Source organism: Streptosporangium sp. NPDC004379 (assembly GCF_042873875.1).
Taxonomy (GTDB): Bacteria; Actinomycetota; Actinomycetes; order Streptosporangiales; family Streptosporangiaceae; genus Streptosporangium.
Window position 1 is genome coordinate 1 of the sequence record NZ_JBIAMC010000003.1, and the last position, 21,800, is coordinate 21,800.

A 21,800-nucleotide genomic window follows, 5' to 3' on the forward strand; every position below is an offset into this window, starting at 1 on the left:
ATGAACGTCGGGCAGGTGCTGGAGACCCATCTGGGGTGGATCGCCGCCCGGGGCTGGGACATCTCCGGCGTCGAGGAGGCCTGGGCCGAACGGCTGCGCGACAAGGGCTTCGCCGAGGTCGAGCCGCGAACCAACATGGCCACCCCGGTGTTCGACGGCGCCAGCGAGGAAGAGATCGTCGGCCTGCTCGACAGCACCCTGGTCAACCGGGACGGCGGCCGCATGGTCGGCCCGAACGGCAAGGCCAAGCTGTTCGACGGCCGCTCCGGCGAGCCGTTCCCGCACCCGATCTCGGTCGGCTACATCTACATCCTGAAGCTGCTCCACCTGGTGGACGACAAGATCCACGCCCGGTCGACGGGCCCGTACTCCATGATCACCCAGCAGCCGCTCGGCGGTAAGGCCCAGTTCGGCGGCCAGCGCTTCGGTGAGATGGAGGTGTGGGCGCTGGAGGCCTACGGCGCGGCCTACGCGCTGCAGGAGCTGCTGACCATCAAGTCCGACGACGTGCTGGGCCGCGTGAAGGTCTACGAGGCCATCGTCAAGGGCGAGAACATCCCCGAGCCGGGCATCCCCGAGTCCTTCAAGGTGCTCATCAAGGAGATGCAGTCGCTGTGCCTGAACGTCGAGGTGCTCTCCAGCGACGGCATGTCGATCGAGATGCGCGACACCGACGAGGACGTCTTCCGCGCCGCGGAGGAGCTCGGCATCGACCTGTCCCGGCGCGAGCCGAGCAGTGTCGAAGAGGTCTGATCTAGAAGCTGAGGAGGGGATTACAAATGCTGGACGTCAACTTCTTCGATGAGCTTCGGATCGGACTGGCGACGGCGGACGACATCCGTCAGTGGTCGCACGGTGAGGTGAAGAAGCCGGAGACCATCAACTACCGGACCCTCAAGCCCGAGAAGGACGGCCTCTTCTGCGAGAAGATCTTCGGTCCCACCCGGGACTGGGAGTGCTACTGCGGCAAGTACAAGCGCGTCCGCTTCAAGGGCATCATCTGTGAGCGCTGCGGCGTCGAGGTGACCCGGGCCAAGGTGCGCCGTGAGCGGATGGGCCACATCGAGCTGGCCGCGCCGGTCACGCACATCTGGTACTTCAAGGGCGTGCCGTCCCGTCTGGGATACCTGCTCGACCTGGCCCCGAAGGACCTGGAGAAGGTCATCTACTTCGCGGCCTACATGATCACGCACGTGGACAAGGAACTGCGCGAGCGTGACCTGCCGTCGCTGGAGGCGAAGATCTCCGTCGAGCGGCAGCACATCGAGCAGCGCCGTGACGCCGACGTCGAGGCCCGCCAGAAGAAGCTCGAGGGCGACCTGGCCGAGCTGGAGGCCGCCGGCGCCAAGGGCGACCAGCGCCGCAAGGTCCGTGAGGGCGCCGAGCGCGAGATGCGTCAGCTCCGCGACCGGGCTCAGCGCGAGCTGGACCGCCTGGAGGAGGTCTGGAGCCGCTTCAAGAACCTCAAGGTCCAGGACCTCGAGGGCGACGAGCTGCTCTACCGCGAGATGCGCGACCGCTTCGGCCGCTACTTCCGCGGTGGCATGGGCGCCCAGGCCATCCAGGAGCGTCTGTCCAACTTCGACCTCGACGCCGAGGCCGAGAACCTCCGCGAGACGATCCGCAGCGGCAAGGGCCAGAAGAAGGCCCGCGCGCTCAAGCGTCTCAAGGTCGTGTCCGCGTTCCTGAACACGCGCAACTCGCCCAACGGCATGGTCCTCGACTGCATCCCGGTCATCCCGCCGGACCTGCGCCCGATGGTGCAGCTCGACGGTGGCCGGTTCGCGACCTCGGACCTGAACGACCTGTACCGCCGGGTGATCAACCGGAACAACCGCCTCAAGCGTCTTCTCGACCTCGGCGCGCCCGAGATCATCGTGAACAACGAGAAGCGGATGCTCCAGGAGGCCGTCGACGCGCTGTTCGACAACGGCCGCCGCGGCCGCCCGGTCACCGGCCCCGGCAACCGCCCGCTGAAGTCCCTCAGCGACATGCTGAAGGGCAAGCAGGGCCGGTTCCGCCAGAACCTCCTGGGCAAGCGCGTCGACTACTCCGGCCGTTCGGTCATCGTCGTCGGCCCGCAGCTGAAGCTGCACCAGTGCGGTCTGCCCAAGCAGATGGCGCTGGAGCTCTTCAAGCCGTTCGTGATGAAGCGCCTGGTCGACCTGAACCACGCGCAGAACATCAAGTCGGCCAAGCGGATGGTCGAGCGGGCCCGCCCGGTCGTGTGGGACGTCCTCGAAGAGGTCATCACCGAGCACCCCGTGCTGCTCAACCGCGCGCCCACCCTGCACCGCCTGGGCATCCAGGCCTTCGAGCCGCAGCTGGTCGAGGGCAAAGCCATCCAGATCCACCCGCTCGTCTGCACCGCGTTCAACGCGGACTTCGACGGTGACCAGATGGCCGTGCACCTGCCGCTGTCGGCCGAGGCGCAGGCCGAGGCCCGCATCCTGATGCTGTCCACCAACAACATCCTGAAGCCGGCCGACGGCAAGCCGGTCACCATGCCCACCCAGGACATGGTCATCGGCCTGTACTCGCTGACCACCGAGAAGGACGAGAGCGAGAACGCGCCGGGTCAGGGCCGGGTCTTCGGCTCGGTGTCGGAGGCGCTCATGGCCTTCGACCGCCGCGAGCTGGACATCCAGGCCACGATCCAGGTCCGGTTCGACGGGGACGTCCCGCCGCCGCGCGGCTGGCAGGGTCCCGAGGGCTGGGAGCCGGGCGACCCCTACCGCCTGGAGACCACGCTCGGCCGCTGCCTGTTCAACCAGACGCTCCCGGCGAACTACCCGTACGTCAACTTCCAGGTCGGCAAGAAGCAGCTCTCGGCCATCGTCAACGAGCTGGCCGAGAAGTACCCGAAGGTGGAGGTGGCGGCCGCGCTCGACGCGCTCAAGGACGCCGGCTTCTACTGGGCGACTCGGGCCGGTGTGACGATCTCCATCGAGGATGTCATCGCGCCGCCGAACAAGGCCACGATCATGGAGTCGTACGAGCGCCGGGCCGACAAGGTCCAGCGGGAGTACGAGCGCGGCCTGATCACCGACGAGGAGCGCCGCCAGGAGCTCATCGAGATCTGGACCCACGCCACCAGCGACGTGACCGACGACATGCAGCAGGCGTTCCCCAAGAGCAACCCGGTCTGGATGATGGTCCAGTCCGGCGCCCGTGGAAACCTGATGCAGGTCCGGCAGATCTCCGGCATCCGCGGTCTGGTGTCCAACACCAAGGGTGAGACGATCCCGCGTCCGATCAAGGCCTCGTTCCGCGAGGGCCTGTCGGTGCTGGAGTACTTCATCTCCACCCACGGACAGCGGAAGGGTCTGGCCGACACCGCGCTGCGGACCGCCGACTCCGGGTACCTCACCCGGCGTCTGGTGGACGTCGCCCAGGACGTCATCGTCCGCGAGATCGACTGCGGCACCGACCGTACGGTCCCGCTGCACGTCGCCGAGCGTGACGCGCAGGGCAACCTGGTCAAGCCCGAGAACGGCGAGAGCAACGTGCACGGCCGCATCCTGGCCGAGGACGTCGAGGTGGACGGCAAGGTCATCGTGAGTGCGGGTGTCGACATCAACGACATCCACGTCACCGCGCTGGTCGAGGCCGGGGTGGAGACCGTCAGGACCCGCAGCCCGCTGGTCTGCGAGGCCAAGATCGGTGTCTGCGCCACCTGCTACGGCCGTTCGCTGGCCACCGGCAAGCTCGTGGACGTCGGCGAGGCCGTCGGCATCATCGCCGCCCAGTCGATCGGCGAGCCCGGCACCCAGCTGACGATGCGTACCTTCCACACCGGTGGTGTGGCGGGTGCGGACATCACCCATGGTCTGCCCCGTGTCCAGGAGCTCTTCGAGGCGCGCGTCCCCAAGGGCGTCGCCCCGATCAGCGAGGCCGAGGGCCGGGTCCGCATCGACGAGACCGACAAGACCCGGAAGGTCGTCATCATTCCCGACGACGGTTCCGAAGAGGTCGCCTACCAGGTCTCGATGCGGTCGCGGATGCTGGTCTCGGAGGGTCAGCACGTCAAGGTGGGCCAGCAGCTGATCGCCGGTGCGGTCAACCCCAACGAGGTGCTGCGCATCCTCGGCCCGCGGGCCGTGCAGCTGCACCTGGTGGCCGAGGTCCAGCAGGTCTACCGCTCGCAGGGTGTGTCCATCCACGACAAGCACATCGAGATCATCGTTCGGCAGATGCTCAAGCGCGTGAACGTGCTGGAGTCGGGTGACACCGACATGCTGCCCGGTGAGCTCGTCGAGCGGCCCCGCTTCGAGCGGATGAACCGCGAGTGCGTGGCGGAGCAGGGCACGCCGGCCTCCGGCCGTCCGGTCCTCATGGGCATCACCAAGGCGTCGCTGGCCACCGAGTCCTGGCTGTCGGCGGCGTCCTTCCAGGAGACGACCAGGGTGCTCACGGACGCGGCGATCCACGCCAAGTCCGACTCCCTGCTCGGCCTCAAGGAGAACGTCATCATCGGAAAGCTCATCCCGGCCGGTACCGGCATGCCGCAGTACCGCAACGTCCGGGTCGAGCCGACCGAGGAGGCCAAGGCCGCGATGTACACGGTCGGCGGCTACGACGGCTCCGCGGCGGACTACACCTTCGGTTCGGGCTCCGGCGAGGCCGTTCCGCTGGAGGAGTACGACTTCGGTCAGTACAACCGCTGAGTGTGACGTCGACGGCGCCCGTCCCCTCCGGGGGCGGGCGCCGTCCGCTTTCCCGCTTCCCGCCGAATCCCTGTTGGTCTCTCTTGACCGGAATGTTGCGGTGAAGTCCTGACGTTGAGAGGAAGAACGGCCGGAGAAGTCCCGCACGACCGGTAAACTCGTCATGGACCCAGCAGCGACCGGCGGTGAGCCGGCCGCGGGAGTCATGGCACGAATACGGGTGTTCACCGGGACGGCCGGCAGGCGCGATGGTTTTGACGTGTTGCGCTTGACTGGGTAGTCTTACCCACCGTGCCCGTGTCTTCATGGGCCCTCATGCGTGCGCGTCGACAGGTTCCCGCGAGGAGTCGGCAGAGGCGCCGCGTGGCCCCCTCCACCGGGCAGGCTCGGAGCTGGCGCGACAAGTGCGCGACACGCCCGACCGCGTGGGTCGGAGTGGGCGGCCACTTCGCAGGTCATGACACCGGCAGTACCTGCAAAGGCAACAACATTCGAATCACCGGCAAGCACGAACGGAGACGCGGTGCCTACGATTCAGCAGCTGGTCCGCAAGGGCCGCCAGGACAAGGTCACCAAGACCAAGACCCCGGCGCTCAAGGCCAGCCCCCAGCGACGCGGCACCTGCATGCGCGTTTACACCACGACCCCCAAGAAGCCGAACTCCGCCCTCCGCAAGGTCGCGCGTGTCCGGCTCACCAACGGCATCGAGGTCACGGCCTACATCCCGGGTGTCGGCCACAACCTTCAGGAGCACTCCATCGTGCTCGTCCGTGGCGGTCGTGTGAAGGACCTGCCGGGTGTTCGCTACAAGATCATCCGCGGCTCGCTCGACACCCAGGGTGTCCGCAACCGCAAGCAGGCCCGTAGCCGTTACGGCGCGAAGAAGGAGAAGTAAGAATGCCTCGCAAGGGTTCTCCTGGCCGTCGTCAGCTCATGGCTGACCCGGTCCACAACTCGCCGCTGGTCACCGCGCTCATCAACAAGGTGCTCCTGGACGGCAAGCGCTCCATCGCGCAGTCCATCGTCTACGGCGCCCTCGAAGGTGCTCGGGAGAAGACCGGCAACGACCCGGTCGTCACCCTGAAGCGCGCGCTGGACAACGTCAAGCCCACCCTCGAGGTCCGCAGCCGCCGCGTCGGCGGTGCGACCTACCAGGTCCCGGTCGAGGTGCGCGCCGCGCGCAGCACCACCCTGGCCCTGCGTTGGCTGGTGCAGTACTCCCGCGCCCGTCGCGAGAAGACCATGACCGAGCGCCTCATGAACGAGCTGCTCGACGCCAGCAATGGCCTCGGCGCCAGCGTCAAGAAGCGCGAGGACACCCACAAGATGGCCGAGTCCAACAAGGCCTTCGCCCACTACCGCTGGTAACAGCGGGTTCGACGAGACGACGAGGACGCGAGAGAAGTGGCCACCACGACCGCTCTTGACCTGGCCAAGGTGCGAAACATCGGCATCATGGCCCACATCGACGCGGGCAAGACCACCACGACCGAGCGCATCCTGTTCTACACCGGCATCAACTACAAGATCGGTGAAGTCCACGAGGGCGCAGCCACGATGGACTGGATGGAGCAGGAGCAGGAGCGTGGTATCACCATCACCTCCGCCGCTACGACCTGCGAGTGGCTCGGCCACACGATCAACATCATCGACACGCCGGGCCACGTCGACTTCACCATCGAGGTGGAGCGCTCGCTCCGCGTCCTCGACGGTGCCGTCGCCGTGTTCGACGGTGTGGCGGGTGTCGAGCCTCAGTCCGAGACGGTCTGGCGCCAGGCCGACGGTTACGGCGTGCCCCGCATCTGCTTCGTCAACAAGATGGACCGCGTCGGCGCGGAGTTCCACCGCTGCGTCGACATGATGGTCAGCCGGCTGAACGCCACCCCGGCGGTCATCCAGCTTCCCTGGGGCGTCGAGGCCGACTTCAAGGGCGTCATCGACCTGGTGAAGATGAAGGGCCTGCTCTGGAGCGCCGAGGCGGCCAAGGGCGAGATGTACGAGGTCGTCGACATCCCGGCCGAGTACGCCGACGCCGCCCGCGAGTGGCGTGACAAGCTCGTGGAGACCGTGGCCGAGAACGACGACGAGCTGATGGAGCTCTTCCTGGAGGGCGTCGAGCCCACCGAGGAGCAGCTGGTCGCGGCCATCCGCCGCGCGACGCTGTCCAGCGCCATCAACCCGGTCCTGACCGGTACCGCGTTCAAGAACAAGGGCGTCCAGCCCCTGCTCGACGCGATCGTCGCCTACCTCCCCGCGCCCACCGACATCCCGGCCTTCAAGGGCCACGCGGTCGGTGACGAGGAGGCGGTCGTGGAGCGTCACGCGGACGTGGACGAGCCGTTCTCCGCGCTCGCCTTCAAGATCGCGGCCGACCAGCACCTGGGTCGTCTCACCTACATCCGCATCTACTCGGGCACCCTCGAGTCCGGCTCCGGGGTCATCAACTCCGTGAAGGGCCGCAAGGAGCGGATCGGCAAGATCTACCAGATGCACGCGAACAAGCGCGAGGAGCGCCCGTCCGCGCACGCCGGTCAGATCGTCGCCGTGATGGGTCTGAAGGACACCACCACCGGTGACACCCTGTGCGACCCGGCCAACCAGGTCGTCCTGGAGTCGATGACGTTCCCGGCCCCGGTCATCAACGTCGCGATCGAGCCCAAGACCAAGGGCGACCAGGAGAAGCTCAGCACCGCGATCCAGCGGCTGGCCGAGGAGGACCCGTCCTTCCAGGTCCGCCGTGACGAGGAGACCGGCCAGACCGTCATCTGGGGTATGGGCGAGCTCCACCTGGAGATCCTCGTCGACCGGATGCGCCGCGAGTTCAAGGTCGAGGCCAACGTCGGCCGGCCGCAGGTCGCCTACCGGGAGACCATCCGCCGCAAGGTGGAGAAGGTCGACTACACCCACAAGAAGCAGACCGGTGGTTCCGGCCAGTTCGCCCGGGTCATCATCGACCTCGAGCCGCTCGGCGAAGGCAACGACGGCTACGAGTTCGCGAACAAGGTCTCCGGTGGCCGCATCCCCAGGGAGTACATCCCGTCGGTGGACGCGGGCGCCCAGGAGGCCGCCGAGTTCGGCGTTCTCGCCGGCTACCCCATGGTCGGGGTGAAGGTCACCCTGCAGGACGGCGCCTTCCACGAGGTCGACTCGTCCGAAATGGCCTTCAAGATCGCTGGATCGATGGCCTTCAAGGAGGCCGCGCGCAAGGCGGACGCCGTAATCCTGGAGCCGGTGATGGCTGTCGATGTCACCACCCCCGAGGACTACATGGGCGACGTCATCGGCGACCTCAACGGCCGCCGCGGGCAGATCCGGGCGATGGATGAGCGCGCCGGCGCGCGTGTCATCCAGGCGCTCGTGCCGCTCTCTGAGATGTTCGGCTACGTGGGTGACCTTCGTAGCAAGACGCAGGGGCGCGCCAGCTTCAGCATGCAGTTCGACTCCTACGCGGAAGTGCCTGCGCACATCGCCAAGGAGATCGTCGCGAAGGTGCGGGGCGAGTAGGTCCGGCATCCGTTCCGGTGGCGGAGGCGACCTGGTCGCCTCCTCATCGGGAGGGTGCGGGGAGAAAGACGGCTCGCCGGCCGGTCCCGTGAGGGACGGCCTCCCCAAGCCCGAGTGAAAAGACGAAAGTCAAGTCAGAATCTCTAAGGAGACAGACAGTGGCCAAGGCCAAGTTCGAGCGGACCAAGCCGCACGTAAACATCGGCACCATTGGGCACATCGACCACGGCAAGACCACTCTGACCGCGGCGATCACCAAGGTGCTCCACGAGCGTTTCCCTGAGCTCAACGAGGCGACCCCGTTCGACAAGATCGACAAGGCGCCCGAGGAGAAGGCTCGTGGTATCACGATCTCCATCGCGCACGTCGAGTACCAGACCGAGAAGCGCCACTACGCCCACGTGGACTGCCCCGGTCACGCCGACTACGTGAAGAACATGATCACCGGTGCGGCCCAGATGGACGGCGCGATCCTCGTGGTCGCCGCCACCGACGGCCCGATGCCGCAGACGAAGGAGCACGTCCTCCTGGCCCGCCAGGTCGGCGTCCCCTACATCGTCGTGGCCCTCAACAAGGCCGACATGGTCGACGACGAGGAGATCCTGGAGCTCGTCGAGCTCGAGGTCCGTGAGCTTCTCTCGGCTCAGGAGTTCCCCGGCGACGACCTGCCGGTCGTCCGCGTCTCCGCTCTGAAGGCCCTCGAGGGCGACCAGAAGTGGGGCGACAGCATCATCGAGCTCATGACCGCCGTGGACGAGAACGTCCCCGAGCCGACCCGTGAGACCGACAAGCCGTTCCTCATGCCGATCGAGGACGTGTTCTCGATCACCGGTCGCGGCACCGTCGTCACCGGCCGTATCGAGCGCGGTGTCGTCAAGGTCAACGAGACCGTCGACATCATCGGCATCAAGGACACCAAGACCACCACCACGGTCACCGGTGTCGAGATGTTCCGCAAGCTCCTCGACGAGGGCCAGGCCGGTGACAACGTCGGTCTGCTCCTCCGTGGCATCAAGCGCGAGGACGTCGAGCGCGGCCAGTGCATCATCAAGCCGGGCACCACGACTCCGCACACGGAGTTCGAGGGTCAGGTCTACATCCTCTCGAAGGACGAGGGCGGCCGCCACACGCCGTTCTTCAACAACTACCGTCCGCAGTTCTACTTCCGTACGACTGACGTGACCGGCGTTGTGAACCTGCCGGAGGGCACCGAGATGGTCATGCCCGGTGACAACACCGAGATGACCGTCCAGCTCATCCAGCCGATCGCGATGGAGGAGGGCCTCAAGTTCGCGATCCGCGAGGGTGGCCGCACCGTCGGCGCCGGCCGTGTGACGAAGATCCTCAAGTAGTACGCTCGCGGAGCGGCGGCCGGCCCTCGACCAAAGGGCCGGCCGCCGCACCACGAGGTGGCCGTGCCGTACGGCACGTGCCGCCGGGCACGACCCACGAACCGTGATCTCGCAGTTGGTTCGGCCGAAGTGACCGAAGTAACTGCCAGATCACGGAAGAAAGCGCAGACCGAAAGCGTCTGCTACGTGGGGCACGGACGAGGAAGCCATGCCGGAGACGGCACGGGCCACCAGGCCCGGCGGACTCGGCCATCACAGCGGCCACAGGCCGCACGCAACTTTTTCAGACGACAGCGAAGGACACCGAGGCCATTATGGCGGGACAGAAGATCCGCATCCGGCTCAAGGCCTATGACCACGAGGTCATCGACGTTTCGGCCAAGAAGATCGTCGAGACGGTGACGCGGACTGGCGCTAAGGTCGCGGGCCCGGTGCCGCTGCCGACCGAGAAGAACGTGTACTGCGTCATCCGTTCGCCGCACAAGTACAAGGACAGCCGCGAGCACTTCGAGATGCGCACGCACAAGCGGCTGATTGACATCATCGACCCGACGCCGAAGACGGTCGACTCGCTCATGCGACTCGACCTTCCCGCCGGCGTTGACATCTCGATCAAGCTCTGAGGGAACGCACTGACATGGCTAAGCAGATCAAGGGCGTCCTGGGCAAGAAGCTCGGCATGACCCAGGTCTTCGACGCGGACAACCGGATGGTCCCGGTGACCGTCGTCGAGGCCGGTCCGTGCGTGGTGACCCGCGTCCGCACCACCGAGAAGGACGGCTACTCCGCCATCCAGCTCGGCTTCGGACAGGTCGACCCCCGGAAGGTCAACAAGCCGCTCGGCGACTACCTCCGCAAGCACGACATCACCCCGCGCCGTTACTTCGCGGAGATCCGCACCGACGACGCGAACGACTACACCCTCGGCCAGGAGCTGCTGGCCGACACCTTCGAGGCCGGCCAGTTCGTCGACGTGACGGGCAAGAGCAAGGGCAAGGGCTTCGCCGGTGTCATGAAGCGGCACGGCTTCAAGGGTCTGGGCGCCTCGCACGGTACCCAGCGCAAGCACCGCTCGCCGGGTTCCATCGGCGGCTGCGCCACCCCGGGCCGCGTCTTCAAGGGCCTGCGCATGGCCGGTCGGATGGGCAACGTCCGCACCACCATCCAGAGCCTGAAGGTCCACGCCGTGGACGCCGAGAAGAATCTCATCCTGATCAAGGGTGCGATCCCCGGCGCCAACGGCAGCCTGGTCCTCGTCCGCACCTCTGCCAAGAAGGGGGCTGCCAAGTGAGCACCATTGACGTCCTCGACGTGCGCGGAGCCAAGTCGGGCACCGTCGACCTGCCCGAAGACATCTTCGGCGCCAAGGTCAACATTCCTCTGATCCACCAGGTCGTCGTGGCCCAGCTCGCCGCTCGCCGGCAGGGCACCCACAAGGCCAAGACCCGCGGTGAGGTCAGCGGCGGCGGCAAGAAGCCGTACCGCCAGAAGGGCACCGGCCGCGCCCGTCAGGGTTCGACCCGCGCCCCGCAGTTCGCCGGCGGCGGCACCGTTCACGGCCCGGTCCCGCGGGACTACAGCCAGAAGACGCCCAAGAAGATGAAGGCCGCCGCGCTGCGCGGCGCCCTGTCCGACCGGGCCAACGGCGGCCGCGTTCACCTGGTCAGCGGCCTGGTCGAGGGTGAGACCCCGAAGACCAAGGCGGCCCTGGAGTCGCTGCGGAAGATCACGCAGGCTCGCAGCGTGCTCGTCGTCGTCGACGAGGGTGACGAGCTCACCTGGCTCAGCCTGCGCAACGCTCCCGAGGTCCACCTGCTGGACGCGGGGCAGCTGAACACCTACGACGTGCTCTGCTACGACGACGTCGTTTTCACCCAGGCTGCGTACGACCAGGTCGTGGAGCGTCTGGGCAAGAGCGGGAAGGAAGACGCCTGATGGAGAAGATCGCCGACCCGCGCGACATCATCATCAAGCCGGTTGTCTCCGAGAAGAGCTACGGCCTGATCGACGAGCACAACAAGTACACGTTCCTGGTGCGGAAGACGGCCAACAAGACGCAGGTCAAGATCGCCATTGAGCAGATCTTCGGCGTCAAGGTGGCCAGCGTCAACACCATCAACCGCCAGGGCAAGCGCAAGCGGACCAAGTTCGGCTACGGACAGCGTCCCAACACCAAGCGCGCGATCGTGAGCCTGGTCGAGGGCGACCGGATCGACATCTTCGGTCAGGTCGGCTGACCCGCTCGCACGTAAGTACCCGGCCGGAACGCCCCCCGTCCCACGACGGGGGGCCTTCGGCCGGATCAACCGACAAAGGATGAACGAAAAAGATGGGCATCCGTAAGCTCAAGCCGACGACCCCGGGTCGCCGCGGCGCCAGTGTCTCGGACTTCTCCGAGATCACGCGCAGCACGCCCGAGAAGTCGCTGCTGGCGCCCCTGCACAGCAAGGGCGGCCGCAACGTCCACGGCCGGGTCACCACCCGCCACCAGGGCGGCGGCCACAAGCGCGCCTACCGGATCATCGACTTCCGGCGCCACGACAAGGACGGGATCCCGGCCAAGGTCGCTCACATCGAGTACGACCCGAACCGCACCTCCCGCATCGCGCTGCTGCACTACGCCGACGGGGAGAAGCGCTACATCCTCTGCCCGACCGGCCTCAAGCAGGGCGACCTGATCGAGAACGGCCCCACGGCCGACATCAAGCCGGGTAACTGCCTCCCGCTGCGCAACATCCCGACCGGTACCTTCATCCACGCGGTGGAGCTCCGTCCGGGCGGTGGCGCCAAGCTGGGCCGGTCCGCCGGCGCGCAGATCCAGCTTCTCGCCAAGGAGGGCCAGTACGCCACGCTGCGCATGCCCTCCGGCGAAATGCGCCAGGTCGACGTCCGCTGCCGGGCCTCCATCGGTCAGGTCGGCAACGCCGAGCAGGGCAACATCAACTGGGGTAAGGCCGGCCGTATGCGGTGGAAGGGCAAGCGCCCCACCGTTCGCGGTGTCGCGATGAACCCGGTCGACCACCCGCACGGTGGTGGTGAGGGTAAGACCTCCGGCGGCCGTCACCCGGTGAACCCCAAGGGCAAGCCCGAGGGTCGTACTCGTGCGGCGAACAAGGCCAGCGACCGGCTGATCATCCGCCGTAGGACCAAGCGGAAGAAGCGGTAGGAGCAGCCAAAATGCCACGTAGCCTTAAGAAGGGTCCCTTCGTGGACGACCACCTTCAGAAGAAGGTGGACACGCAGAACGAAAAGGGCACCAAGAACGTCATCAAGACGTGGTCTCGGCGCTCCATGATCGTGCCCGACATGCTCGGCCACACGATCGCCGTCCACGACGGCCGCAAGCACGTCCCGGTGTTCGTCACCGAGTCGATGATCGGTCACAAGCTCGGTGAGTTCGCCCCCACGCGGACGTTCCGCAGCCACGTCAAGGAAGACCGCCGCAGCCGGCGGTAAGCGCCTCAGCGAAGCAGAAGTAAGAGGAGTAAGCGATGGAAGCCAGGGCTCAGGTGCGGTTCGCGCGCCACACGCCCATGAAGGCCCGCCGCGTGGTGGACCTCATTCGCGGGCTGCCCGCTTCGGAGGCGCAGGCCGTGCTGCAGTTCGCTCCCCAGGCGGCGAGCGAGACCGTGTACAAGGTGCTGTCGAGCGCCATTGCGAACGCGGAGCACAACTTCAAGCTCGACCCCGGCACGCTCTTCGTGAGCCGTGCGTGGGTCGACGAGGGCCCGACCCTGAAGCGGTTCCGTCCCCGCGCCCAGGGCCGTGCCTATCGGATCAACAAGCGGACGAGCCACATCACCGTGATCGTGGAGTCCCGCGAGCCGAAGGGGAGGACCCGCTAGTGGGTCAGAAGGTAAACCCGCACGGGTTCCGCCTCGGCATCACGACCGACTTCAAGAGCCGGTGGTATGCCGACAAGCTCTACAAGTCGTACGTTGCCGAGGATGTGGCGATCCGCCGCATGCTCAAGAAGGGCATGGAGCGGGCCGGCATCTCCAAGGTGGAGATCGAGCGGACCACCGACCGGGTACAGGTCGACATCCACACCGCCCGTCCGGGCATCGTCATCGGCCGCCGCGGCGCCGAGGCCGACCGGATCCGCGGTGACCTCGAGAAGCTGACCAAGAAGCAGGTCCAGCTGAACATCCTCGAGGTCAAGAACCCTGAGATCGACGCCCAGCTCGTCGCGCAGGGCGTGGCCGAGCAGCTGTCCAGCCGTGTCTCGTTCCGGCGGGCCATGCGCAAGGCGATGCAGTCGGCGATGAAGAGCGGCGCCAAGGGCATCCGGGTGCAGTGCTCCGGCCGTCTGGGCGGTGCCGAGATGTCGCGTTCGGAGTTCTACCGCGAGGGCCGCGTGCCCCTGCACACGCTCCGCGCCGACATCGACTACGGCCTCTACGAGGCCCGCACCACCTTCGGCCGCATCGGCGTGAAGGTGTGGATCTACAAGGGTGAGGCCCCGACGAGCCGCGCCGAGCGCGAGGCGGCCGCCGCCGGTGCCCGTGCCGGCCAGCGTCGTGACCGCGACGACCGTCGTGGCGGCGGCGCCGACCGTCCCCGCCGTGGCGCCGGTGACCGTCCGCGCCGCGGTGGCGCCGGTCGCGGTGACCGCGCCCCCAGGAACGAGGCGGCCTCGCAGGCCGCCCCCGAGACCGGCCCGGCTGCGCAGCCGGGTGCTGAAGGGAGCTGACCATGCTGATCCCTCGCAGGGTCAAGCACCGCAAGCAGCACCGGCCTGACCGTCACGGCGCCGCCAAGGGCGGCACCAGGGTCGTGTTCGGCGAGTTCGGCATCCAGGCGCTTGAGCACTCCTACGTGACCAACCGCCAGATCGAGTCGGCTCGTATCGCCATGACCCGGCACATCAAGCGTGGCGGCAAGGTCTGGATCAACATCTACCCGGACCGTCCGCTGACCAAGAAGCCGGCCGAGACCCGCATGGGTTCCGGTAAGGGTTCGCCGGAGTGGTGGATCGCCAACGTCAAGCCCGGCCGCATCATGTTCGAGCTGTCGGGTGTCGCCGAGCCGGTGGCCCGTGAGGCTCTGCGTCGTGCGATGCACAAGCTCCCGATGAAGTGCCGGTTCGTCAAGCGTGAAGTGGGTGAGGCGTGATGGCTAAGGGCCTGACCGCCGGTGAGCTGCGGGTGGAGGACCAGGACACCCTGGTCCAGAAGCTGAAGGAAGCCAAGGAGGAGCTGTTCAACCTCCGCTTCCAGGCCGCGACCGGCCAGTTGGAGAGCCACGGGCGGCTGCGCGCCGTCCGCCGCGAGATCGCCCGTATCTACACCGTGATGCGTGAGCGGGAGCTCGGCATCGTTACGGTTGAGAAGGAGTCGGTCGATGGCTGAGACCGCTGAGAGCACGACCCAGGCGCGGAACTACCGCAAGACCCGTGAGGGCCTGGTGGTCAGCGACAAGATGGACAAGACCGTCGTGGTCGCCGTTGAGGACCGCGTCAAGCACCCGCTGTACGGCAAGGTCATCCGCAGGACGACCAAGTACAAGGCGCACGACGAGGCCAACGCCTGCGGCGTCGGCGACCGCGTCCTTCTGATGGAGACCCGGCCGCTGTCGGCCAGCAAGCGCTGGCGGGTCGTCGAGATCCTCGAGAAGGCCAAGTAACGAACGCGCCCCGTGGGGAGTGACCCGTTCACTCCCCACGGTGGTGTCCAAGGGGGCGAAGAAGATCTTCGCCCCGCCTGCGGCGGCGGCCCGCGGGCGGGAGGACCCCGTCGCACCGCGTAGGCTGCGACGGGCGAACCCGTCAGCAGGGCTGTCCCGGGGGAAAAAGACCCAGCAGGTTCCGCAAGGCTCACCCGAGGGTGAGAACCGGCGAGACAAACAGGAGTACAAGTGATCCAGCAGGAGTCGCGGCTCAAGGTCGCCGACAACACGGGTGCCAAGGAGATCCTTTGCATCCGCGTGCTCGGTGGCTCGGGCCGGCGCTACGCGGGAATCGGCGACATCATCGTCGCCACGGTCAAGGACGCCATTCCGGGCGGCACCGTGAAGAAGGGCGACGTCGTCAAGGCGGTCGTCGTCCGCACTGTCAAGGAGCGCCGCCGGCCCGACGGCTCCTACATCCGCTTCGACGAGAACGCCGCCGTCATCATCAAGGACAGCGGTGACCCTCGTGGCACGCGTATCTTCGGTCCGGTCGGACGCGAGCTGCGTGACAAGAAGTTCATGCGCATCATCTCGCTCGCGCCGGAGGTGTTGTAAATGCCGAAGCTGCATGTGAAGAAGGGTGACCTGGTCCAGGTCATCGCCGGCAAGGACAAGGGTGCCAAGGGCCGGGTGATCGCCGCCTTCCCGCGCGAGGACCGCGTGGTGGTCGAGGGCGTCAACCTGATCAAGAAGCACTCCAAGGAGACCCACCAGGGCCCGCGCGGCGCCAAGACCGGCGGTGTGCAGACCATGGAGGCTCCCATCCACGTGAGCAACGTCAAGAAGCTCAAGGATGACGAGAAGCCTGCCAAGAAGGAGTCGGCCAAGTCCGCCTCCGACGAGTCGGGTGAGGACAACTGATGACCGCTGAGACCACCGAGACCGTCCAGGCCGCGCGGCCCGCCCCGCGCCTCAAGCAGCGCTACCGCGAGGAGATCATCGCGAAGCTGCGTGAGGAGTTCGGGATCGAGAACATCATGCTGGTGCCCACGATCACCAAGATCAAGGTGAACATGGGCGTCGGCGAGGCCGCTCGCGACTCGAAGCTCATCGAGGGCGCCGTCCGCGACCTCACCGCGATCACCGGTCAGAAGCCGGCCGTCGTCCGGGCCCGCAAGTCCATCGCCCAGTTCAAGCTGCGTGAGGGCATGCCGATCGGCGCCCACGTCACGCTGCGCGGCGACCGGATGTGGGAGTTCCTGGACCGGCTGCTGTCGCTGGCGCTGCCGCGTATCCGTGACTTCCGCGGTCTGTCGCCCAAGCAGTTCGACGGCAACGGCAACTACACCTTCGGCCTCACCGAGCAGGTCATGTTCCACGAGGTCGACCAGGACAGGATCGACCGCCAGCGGGGCATGGACATCACCGTCGTGACCACCGCTAAGTCCGACGACCAGGGCCGGGCGCTGCTCAAGCACCTCGGATTCCCCTTCAAGGAGGCCTGATCATGGCGAAGACGTCGCTCAAGGTCAAGGCTGCTCGCAAGGCCAAGTTCGAGGTCCGGGCGTACACTCGGTGCTCGCGCTGCGGTCGCCCGCGCGCCGTTTTCCGGAAGTTCGGCCTGTGCCGCATCTGCTTCCGCGAGATGGCGCACCGGGGCGAGCTGCCCGGCATCACCAAGTCGAGCTGGTAGCCGTCCGCGCGGCCGTACGGGTCCCGCAGGGGTCCGTGGAGCCGCGCGGCGCCGCCGGCCGCACCAGTAAGTCCATTCACCGGGCGCCGTCCCAGGCGCCCATGACCGCACCGCAGGTCCCCTGGGGAAACCGCGGTGAGGAAGGCCACCGGCCATGACGATGACCGACCCGATCGCAGACATGCTCACGCGTCTGCGAAACGCGAACTCGGCGTACCACGACACCGTGGCGATGCCGTACTCGAAGATCAAGGCGCACATCGCCGAGATCCTCCAGCAGGAGGGTTACATCCAGTCCTGGAGCGTCGAGGACGCCAAGGTTGGAAAGAACCTCGTGGTGGAGCTCAAGTTCGGGCAGAACCGTGAGCGTTCGCTCTCTGGCCTGCGCCGGGTCTCCAAGCCCGGCCTGCGGGTCTATGCGAAGAAGGACAACCTGCCTCGGGTCCTGGGCGGGCTGGGCGTCGCGATCATCTCGACGTCCGGCGGTCTCATGACCGACAAGCAGGCCGGCAAGCGTGGAGTGGGCGGGGAAGTCCTCGCCTTCGTTTGGTAGAAGGGAGAAGTCACAGCATGTCGCGAATCGGACGGCTGCCCATCCCTGTACCGAACGGAGTGGACATCGCCATCGATGGCCGGGACGTCACGGTCAAGGGCCCCAAGGGCACGCTTTCACACACGGTCGCTGAGCCGATCGAGGTCGCCAAGGGTGATGACGGCAATGTGACCGTCACGCGCCCCAGCGATGAGAACAAGATCCGTGCGCTGCACGGCCTGTCCCGCACGCTGATCGCCAACATGGTGACCGGTGTGACCCAGGGATACTCCAAGACCCTGGAGATCGTGGGCGTCGGTTACCGCGTCCAGGCCAAGGGCCCGAACCAGCTCGAGTTCTCCCTCGGCTTCAGTCACCCGGTGGTCATCGACGCTCCGGAGGGCATCACCTTCCGCGTCGAGAAGCCGACGCTGTTCCACGTGGACGGCATCGACAAGCAGAAGGTCGGCGAAATCGCCGCGAACATCCGCAAGTTGCGCAAGCCCGACCCGTACAAGGGCAAGGGTGTGCGTTACCAGGGCGAGGTTGTCCGCCGCAAGGTCGGAAAGGCTGGTAAGTAGGCATGGCTGGCAAGACTGCGTTCGGCAAGCACACGGCCGCTCGCGCCGTCTCGCGGGCCCGCCGCCACGGCCGAGTCCGCAAGAAGGTCGTCGGTACGGCTCAGCGTCCGCGCCTGGTCGTCAACCGCTCCACGCGGCACCTGTTCGTCCAGATCGTCGACGACGCTCAGGGCCACACGCTGGTGAGCGCCTCCACCATGGACGCCTCCCTGCGTTCGGCCGAGGGCGCCAAGACCGACAAGGCCAAGCAGGTCGGCGAGCTTCTCGCTCAGCGGGCCAAGGCCGCCGGGATCACCGCCGTCGTGTTCGACCGCGGTGGCAACCGCTACGCGGGCCGCATCGCGGCCCTCGCGGACAGCGCCCGCGAAGGCGGGCTGGAGTTCTGATGGCCCGTCTTACGAATGAGAAGAGGAACCACTAATGGCTGGAGCACCGCGTCGCGGTGGCGCCGCCGGTGGCGAGCGGCGTGATGGTCGTCGTGACGACCGCCGCGGTGGCAACGCCGACAAGGGCGTCTCGTACATCGAGCGCGTCGTGAAGATCAACCGAGTGGCCAAGGTCGTGAAGGGCGGTCGGCGCTTCAGCTTCACCGCCCTCGTCGTCGTCGGCGACGGCAACGGTCTGGTCGGCGTCGGCTACGGCAAGGCCAAGGAGGTGCCCGCGGCGATCGCCAAGGGCGTCGAGGAGGCCAAGAAGCACTTCTTCCGCGTGCCCCGCATCCAGGGCACCATCCCGCACATCGTGCAGGGTGAGGAGGCGGCCGGCGTCGTCTTCCTCCGCCCGGCCTCGCCCGGTACCGGTGTCATCGCCGGTGGCCCGGTGCGCGCCGTGCTGGAGTGCGCCGGCATCCACGACGTGCTGTCCAAGTCGCTCGGCTCGGACAACCCGATCAACATCGTGCACGCCACCGTGGCGGCTCTGAAGGGCCTCAGCAGGCCCGAGGAGATCGCCGCCCGCCGTGGCCTGCCGATCGAGGACGTCGCCCCCAAGGCCATGCTCAAGGCTCGCGCCGAGGGCATCGCCGAGGCGGCGGCGGCTAAGGCGGTGAGCTAGGCGATGGCACGCCTGAAGATCACCCAGGTTCGCTCGAAGATCGGCGGCAAGCAGAACCAGCGTGATTCGCTGCGCTCGCTCGGTCTGAAGCGCATCGGCGACGTCGTCGTCAAGGAGGACCGCCCGGAGATCCGCGGCATGGTCTCCGTGGTGACGCACCTCGTCACCGTGGAAGAGGTCGACTAGACATGGCAGAGAACACTCCGCTCCGTATTCACCACCTGCGGCCGGCCCCCGGCGCCAACAAGTCGAAGATCCGCAAGGGTCGCGGCGAGGCGTCCAAGGGCAAGACCGCGGGCCGTGGCACCAAGGGCACGCACGCCAGGACCACCAACACCCCCGGTTTCGAGGGTGGCAACGTTCCGCTCCAGCGTCGCCTGCCCAAGCTGAAGGGCTTCTCCAACGCCATGTTCAAGACGACCTACCAGGTCGTCAATCTGGACAGGCTCGGCGAGCTCTTCCCCGAGGGTGGCGACGTCACCGTCGAGGCGCTGGTCGCCAAGGGTGCGGTCCGCAAGAGGCAGCCGGTGAAGGTGCTCGGTACCGGCGACATCTCCGTGGCGTTGAACGTGCAGGCGCACGCCTTCTCCGCCAGCGCGAAGGAGAAGATCGCCGCTGCCGGTGGCTCCGTCTCCGAGCTGTAGGCATGGCATGACGTGGCGCGGGGGCTCATAATGGGCCCCCGCGCCCGTAGTGCGTTAGAGTTCGCTGGACAGTGGGCTTCGACTACTCATTTCCGCGGGCTCGTTGACTTGAGATAGTAAGATGCGCCACCCCCGCACCATCGTTGACCGACCTCGCCTTTCAGGCGCGCAGGAGGGACCGTGCTGACCGCGTTTACCCGAGCGTTCCGTACGCCGGACCTGCGCAAGAAGCTGCTCTTCACACTGGGCATCATCGCGCTTTTCCGACTCGGTTCGGTTCTTCCGACCCCGGGTGTAAACAACGAGAACATCGCCCGATGCCTCCAGCAGGCGCAGGCCGGCGATTCCGGAAACATCTACGGCATGGTGCAGCTGTTCAGCGGTGGCGCCCTGCTGAAACTTTCAGTGTTCGCGCTGGGCATCATGCCCTACATCACCGCGAGCATCATCCTCCAGCTCCTCGTTGTGGTCATCCCCCGGCTGGAGGCGCTGAAGAAGGAGGGGCAGGCGGGCCAGACGAAGATCACGCAGTACACGCGTTATCTGACGATCGGCCTGGCGATCCTGCAGTCCACCGCCTTCATCGCCCTCGCGCGCAGCGGGCAGCTGTTCCCGCAGTGCCGCGAAGAGATCCTCATCGACAAGAACAACATCTTCGCCATCGTCACGATGGTGCTGACGATGACCGCCGGCACCGGCGTCATCATGTGGCTGGGCGAGCTCGTCACCGACCGTGGCGTCGGCAACGGCATGTCCATCCTGATCTTCACCCAGGTGATCGCGGTCTTCCCGGCCGAGCTGCTGAACATCGCCCGCCAGAAGGGCGCCTTCGTCTTCGCGGTGGTGATCATCACCGGTATCGCGATGATCGCCCTGGTGGTCATGGTCGAGCAGGCGCAACGCCGGATCCCCGTGCAGTACGCCAAGCGCATGGTCGGCCGCCGGATGTACGGCGGGACCTCGACCTACATCCCCCTGAAGGTGAACCAGGCGGGCATCATCCCCGTCATCTTCGCCTCCTCGCTGCTGTATCTCCCGCAGCTGGTCACGACCCTCTTCAGCAACTCCGCGGAGGAGCCGAACCAGGTCGTCCAGTGGATCGACCAGAACCTGGTGCGGGGCGACACCCCGGCGTACATGGTCACTTTCTTCCTGCTCATCGTCTTCTTCACCTACTTCTACGTGTCCATCACCTTCAACCCCGTTGAAGTCGCCGACAACATGAAGAAGTACGGTGGGTTCATCCCGGGCATCCGCCCGGGCCGGCCGACGGCTGAGTACCTGAACTATGTGCTCACGAGGCTGACCGCTCCCGGCGCGCTGTATCTGGGCCTGATCGCCATGGTGCCGATCGTCGCGCTCGCGGTCGTCGGTGCGAGTCAGAACTTCCCGTTCGGAGGAACGAGCATTCTGATCATGGTTGGTGTCGGTCTCGACACCGTGAAGCAGATCGAGAGCCAGCTCCAGCAGCGCAACTACGAAGGCTTCCTGAAGTAGTGCGTCTCGTCCTGGTCGGGCCCCCCGGAGCGGGTAAGGGGACGCAGGCCCAGTTCATCGCATCGAACCTGTCCATCCCGAAGATCTCGACAGGTGACATCTTCCGTGCCAACGTCTCGGGCGGCACGGAGCTCGGCAGGATTGCCAAAGAGTACATGGACCGCGGCGACCTCGTGCCCGACGAGGTGACGATCGCGATGGTCCGCGACCGCCTCGCGGAGAGCGACGCGCAGGACGGTTTCCTGCTCGACGGTTTCCCCAGGAACGTGCCCCAGGCCGAGATCCTGAAGAAGATGCTCTCGGAGTTCGGCGCGGCCCTCGACGTCGTCCTCGAGCTCGTGGTCGACGACGAGGAGGTCGTGCGCAGGCTGGCGGGGCGCCGCACCTGCGGCCAGTGCGGCCGCATCTGGCACGTCGACTTCGACGACAAGAAGGACGACGTCTGCGACGTCTGCGGCGGTCGGCTGTACCAGCGTGACGACGACTCCGAGGAGACCGTCCGCCACCGACTGGAGGTCTACCAGGAGCAGACCGCCCCGCTCGTCTCCTTCTACGCCGACGAGGGCATCCTGATCGGTGTGGACGCCACCGGCCCGGTGGAGGAGATCACCCAGCGCGCGATGGAGGCTCTGCGCCCCTTCGCCGACTAGATCCCGGTCCGGAAGTG

The 21,800-nt window shown here is 66.7% G+C and carries 28 protein-coding genes and 1 pseudogene; all 29 read left to right on the top strand.

The window, feature by feature from the left end:
- Positions 1–753, top strand: a pseudogene (locus ACFYSC_RS07245) (DNA-directed RNA polymerase subunit beta); the annotation flags it as partial.
- A gap of 26 nt (positions 754–779) precedes the next feature.
- Positions 780–4,667 (top strand): DNA-directed RNA polymerase subunit beta', encoded by a 3,888-nt coding sequence (locus ACFYSC_RS07250; RefSeq protein WP_362942181.1) that lies wholly within the window; start codon positions 780–782, stop codon positions 4,665–4,667.
- Between the two features lie 523 nt (positions 4,668–5,190).
- Positions 5,191–5,562 carry a 30S ribosomal protein S12 gene (gene rpsL, locus ACFYSC_RS07255; RefSeq protein ID WP_012887826.1) on the top strand — a complete coding sequence of 124 codons (372 nt, stop codon included), beginning with the start codon at positions 5,191–5,193 and terminating at the stop codon, positions 5,560–5,562.
- A 2-nt stretch (positions 5,563–5,564) separates the two neighbouring features.
- The gene (rpsG, locus tag ACFYSC_RS07260) at positions 5,565–6,035 is read left to right on the top strand and encodes a 30S ribosomal protein S7 (RefSeq protein WP_179819699.1); all 471 of its coding nucleotides are present in this window, start codon (positions 5,565–5,567) and stop codon (positions 6,033–6,035) included.
- Between the two features lie 87 nt (positions 6,036–6,122).
- Positions 6,123–8,171, top strand: a complete 2,049-nt coding sequence (gene fusA / locus ACFYSC_RS07265; protein WP_389959241.1) for an elongation factor G — start codon at positions 6,123–6,125, stop codon at positions 8,169–8,171.
- 158 nt (positions 8,172–8,329) lie between these two features.
- Complete coding sequence (tuf, locus tag ACFYSC_RS07270) at positions 8,330–9,523, top strand: elongation factor Tu (protein ID WP_362942190.1); 1,194 nt, start codon at positions 8,330–8,332, stop codon at positions 9,521–9,523.
- Positions 9,524–9,837: 314 nt separating this feature from the next.
- Complete coding sequence (gene rpsJ / locus ACFYSC_RS07275; protein WP_030912931.1) at positions 9,838–10,146, top strand: 30S ribosomal protein S10; 309 nt, start codon at positions 9,838–9,840, stop codon at positions 10,144–10,146.
- A 14-nt stretch (positions 10,147–10,160) separates the two neighbouring features.
- Complete coding sequence (rplC, locus tag ACFYSC_RS07280) at positions 10,161–10,814, top strand: 50S ribosomal protein L3 (RefSeq protein ID WP_389957979.1); 654 nt, start codon at positions 10,161–10,163, stop codon at positions 10,812–10,814.
- The gene (gene rplD / locus ACFYSC_RS07285; protein WP_389957982.1) at positions 10,811–11,458 is read left to right on the top strand and encodes a 50S ribosomal protein L4; all 648 of its coding nucleotides are present in this window, start codon (positions 10,811–10,813) and stop codon (positions 11,456–11,458) included. Before rplC ends, rplD begins: the two co-directional genes overlap by 4 nt.
- The gene (gene rplW, locus ACFYSC_RS07290; RefSeq protein WP_189246832.1) at positions 11,458–11,760 is read left to right on the top strand and encodes a 50S ribosomal protein L23; all 303 of its coding nucleotides are present in this window, start codon (positions 11,458–11,460) and stop codon (positions 11,758–11,760) included. The genes rplD and rplW overlap by 1 nt, the downstream gene beginning before the upstream one ends.
- Positions 11,761–11,852: 92 nt before the next feature.
- Positions 11,853–12,689, top strand: a complete 837-nt coding sequence (gene rplB / locus ACFYSC_RS07295) for a 50S ribosomal protein L2 (protein ID WP_362942200.1) — start codon at positions 11,853–11,855, stop codon at positions 12,687–12,689.
- A gap of 11 nt (positions 12,690–12,700) precedes the next feature.
- A complete protein-coding gene (gene rpsS / locus ACFYSC_RS07300) occupies positions 12,701–12,979 on the top strand; it encodes a 30S ribosomal protein S19 (protein ID WP_362942202.1) in 279 nt (92 codons plus the stop codon).
- 35 nt (positions 12,980–13,014) lie between these two features.
- Positions 13,015–13,368, top strand: a complete 354-nt coding sequence (rplV, locus tag ACFYSC_RS07305) for a 50S ribosomal protein L22 (RefSeq protein ID WP_362942205.1) — start codon at positions 13,015–13,017, stop codon at positions 13,366–13,368.
- Positions 13,368–14,216: a 30S ribosomal protein S3 gene (gene rpsC, locus ACFYSC_RS07310; protein WP_362942208.1), complete on the top strand. Its 849-nt coding sequence runs from the start codon at positions 13,368–13,370 to the stop codon at positions 14,214–14,216. Before rplV ends, rpsC begins: the two co-directional genes overlap by 1 nt.
- A gap of 2 nt (positions 14,217–14,218) precedes the next feature.
- Positions 14,219–14,638: a 50S ribosomal protein L16 gene (rplP, locus tag ACFYSC_RS07315; protein ID WP_184538242.1), complete on the top strand. Its 420-nt coding sequence runs from the start codon at positions 14,219–14,221 to the stop codon at positions 14,636–14,638.
- The gene (gene rpmC, locus ACFYSC_RS07320; protein WP_362942211.1) at positions 14,638–14,874 is read left to right on the top strand and encodes a 50S ribosomal protein L29; all 237 of its coding nucleotides are present in this window, start codon (positions 14,638–14,640) and stop codon (positions 14,872–14,874) included. The genes rplP and rpmC overlap by 1 nt, the downstream gene beginning before the upstream one ends.
- Positions 14,867–15,148 carry a 30S ribosomal protein S17 gene (gene rpsQ / locus ACFYSC_RS07325; protein ID WP_179819689.1) on the top strand — a complete coding sequence of 94 codons (282 nt, stop codon included), beginning with the start codon at positions 14,867–14,869 and terminating at the stop codon, positions 15,146–15,148. The genes rpmC and rpsQ overlap by 8 nt, the downstream gene beginning before the upstream one ends.
- 231 nt (positions 15,149–15,379) lie before the next feature.
- The gene (gene rplN, locus ACFYSC_RS07330; RefSeq protein WP_179819688.1) at positions 15,380–15,748 is read left to right on the top strand and encodes a 50S ribosomal protein L14; all 369 of its coding nucleotides are present in this window, start codon (positions 15,380–15,382) and stop codon (positions 15,746–15,748) included.
- A 9-nt stretch (positions 15,749–15,757) separates the two neighbouring features.
- Entirely contained in the window at positions 15,758–16,054 is a 297-nt protein-coding gene (gene rplX / locus ACFYSC_RS07335; RefSeq protein WP_389959244.1) for a 50S ribosomal protein L24, read from the top strand.
- Positions 16,054–16,638: a 50S ribosomal protein L5 gene (gene rplE / locus ACFYSC_RS07340; protein WP_389957991.1), complete on the top strand. Its 585-nt coding sequence runs from the start codon at positions 16,054–16,056 to the stop codon at positions 16,636–16,638. Before rplX ends, rplE begins: the two co-directional genes overlap by 1 nt.
- Before the next feature lie 2 nt (positions 16,639–16,640).
- On the top strand, positions 16,641–16,826 hold the full coding sequence (locus ACFYSC_RS07345) for a type Z 30S ribosomal protein S14 (protein WP_068896544.1): 186 nt from the start codon (positions 16,641–16,643) through the stop codon (positions 16,824–16,826).
- Positions 16,827–16,980: 154 nt separating this feature from the next.
- Positions 16,981–17,379, top strand: a complete 399-nt coding sequence (gene rpsH, locus ACFYSC_RS07350) for a 30S ribosomal protein S8 (protein ID WP_362942223.1) — start codon at positions 16,981–16,983, stop codon at positions 17,377–17,379.
- A gap of 17 nt (positions 17,380–17,396) precedes the next feature.
- Positions 17,397–17,939 (top strand): 50S ribosomal protein L6, encoded by a 543-nt coding sequence (rplF, locus tag ACFYSC_RS07355; protein WP_389957993.1) that lies wholly within the window; start codon positions 17,397–17,399, stop codon positions 17,937–17,939.
- A gap of 2 nt (positions 17,940–17,941) precedes the next feature.
- Positions 17,942–18,325: a 50S ribosomal protein L18 gene (gene rplR, locus ACFYSC_RS07360; RefSeq protein WP_362942229.1), complete on the top strand. Its 384-nt coding sequence runs from the start codon at positions 17,942–17,944 to the stop codon at positions 18,323–18,325.
- Positions 18,326–18,359: 34 nt separating this feature from the next.
- Positions 18,360–18,992, top strand: coding sequence for a 30S ribosomal protein S5 (rpsE, locus tag ACFYSC_RS07365; RefSeq protein WP_179819682.1), 633 nt, complete (start codon positions 18,360–18,362; stop codon positions 18,990–18,992).
- Positions 18,993–18,995: 3 nt separating this feature from the next.
- The gene (rpmD, locus tag ACFYSC_RS07370) at positions 18,996–19,178 is read left to right on the top strand and encodes a 50S ribosomal protein L30 (protein ID WP_068896549.1); all 183 of its coding nucleotides are present in this window, start codon (positions 18,996–18,998) and stop codon (positions 19,176–19,178) included.
- A gap of 2 nt (positions 19,179–19,180) precedes the next feature.
- Entirely contained in the window at positions 19,181–19,636 is a 456-nt protein-coding gene (gene rplO / locus ACFYSC_RS07375; RefSeq protein WP_362942233.1) for a 50S ribosomal protein L15, read from the top strand.
- Positions 19,637–19,816: 180 nt separating this feature from the next.
- Entirely contained in the window at positions 19,817–21,133 is a 1,317-nt protein-coding gene (secY, locus tag ACFYSC_RS07380) for a preprotein translocase subunit SecY (protein WP_362942236.1), read from the top strand.
- The gene (locus ACFYSC_RS07385; protein ID WP_362942239.1) at positions 21,133–21,783 is read left to right on the top strand and encodes an adenylate kinase; all 651 of its coding nucleotides are present in this window, start codon (positions 21,133–21,135) and stop codon (positions 21,781–21,783) included. The genes secY and ACFYSC_RS07385 overlap by 1 nt, the downstream gene beginning before the upstream one ends.
- Positions 21,784–21,800 lie beyond the last annotated feature (17 nt).